This is a genomic window from Yimella sp. RIT 621 (assembly GCF_004146205.1).
In the GTDB taxonomy this organism is placed as follows: Bacteria; Actinomycetota; Actinomycetes; order Actinomycetales; family Dermatophilaceae; genus Yimella; species Yimella lutea.
Genome location: NZ_SEIP01000038.1, coordinates 1 through 1116, shown reverse-complemented (window position 1 = coordinate 1116; position 1116 = coordinate 1). Strand labels below are relative to the sequence as shown.

Annotated in this window: 1 protein-coding gene; it reads right to left on the bottom strand. The window is 66.3% G+C overall.

Going from position 1 to position 1116, the window contains the following annotated elements:
* Window positions 1-26: 26 nt before the first annotated feature.
* Window positions 27-941, bottom strand: a complete 915-nt coding sequence (locus tag EU513_RS15580) for a DUF4192 family protein (protein WP_129627798.1) — start codon at window positions 939-941, stop codon at window positions 27-29.
* Between the last annotated feature and the right edge of the window lie 175 nt (window positions 942-1116).

The window sequence follows — 1116 nt, the reverse complement described above, 5'->3', positions numbered from 1 at the left end:
AGTGACCCGTGCAGGGGCGGTGAAGGTCAGAACCGGATTCCGGCGACGACCGCCCGGCTTGCGAGAGCGGCCAGGCGGTAGTCCGGGTCGTCCTTGAGCGCGGCGAGCAGCGCGGTCTGGATCGTGGCGGCGGGAACGGTGTTGCCGGACCCGTGGGCGATGATGCCGGCCATTGTCCAGAACGGGGCCCGGTGGCCGGGGGCCATGCGGGCGCCGGCCTGTCGCAGGGACTCGACAATCACCGGGTAACCCACCTGCTGCGCCGCAGTCCGGACCGCCTGTGACAGTCCCTCCATCGACCCATCTTCGATCAGGAACGCGTCGCGCACTGTGGGGTCGTGCAGTGCGGTGGCGACTTCGCTGAGGTCGTCGTCGGTGATCGTGTCGCCCGTGATGAGCCGAGTCATCGTCGCGATCGCATTGTCTCGGTTGGCGGCCGGCGCAAGCTCAAGGCTCCCCTGGCCGGCCCAGAGTGCACTTAGCTGCTCGGCGTCCACCGGCTCGCCGGTCTGCACGCGCAGTCGCATCACGTAGGGGTCTTCGTCGCCGGCGAGGATGCCACTCGTTCCGGTGAAAGTCTCGCGGAACGTGTCGCCGGTGACGACGTAGGCGTGAGCGTCCAGACCGCACGTCTCTGCCGTCTCGGCCCCCGACTGGACCAACCCGGCCCCGCTCTCGTCGGTCCGCGGGTTCCACGCGGCCACGATCACGCGACGGGGTTCGCCGCGCCGCCCGAACGCCTGAATCAGCTGACGCACTGCCTGGCCGAAGCTCTCCCGGTCGGGCGCCTGGTCCAGGTCGAACCGCGCCGAACCGATCACGCATCCCTTCACGTCGAGGCCGGTGATCGTGGCCATGTCGACCAGACGGACACCGAACTGCGCGGGCATCCCTGCCAGGAGTCCGCTCACGGTGGTGGTGTCGGTGGCTTTGTTGGTCATGGTGTGCCTTTCGGTTGTGGGTGGTACCCCGTTGTGTTGATGTGTCTAGTGTACTAGATGTATCTAGTGTATGTGGGGATTTCCTTGTTTTTCTTGCATTGTGGACAGTGTTTTTCGGGCTGGTGGGTGAGGGTTCGAGGTCAACCCGATTCGGCCGGACCCCCTCCTCAATGAT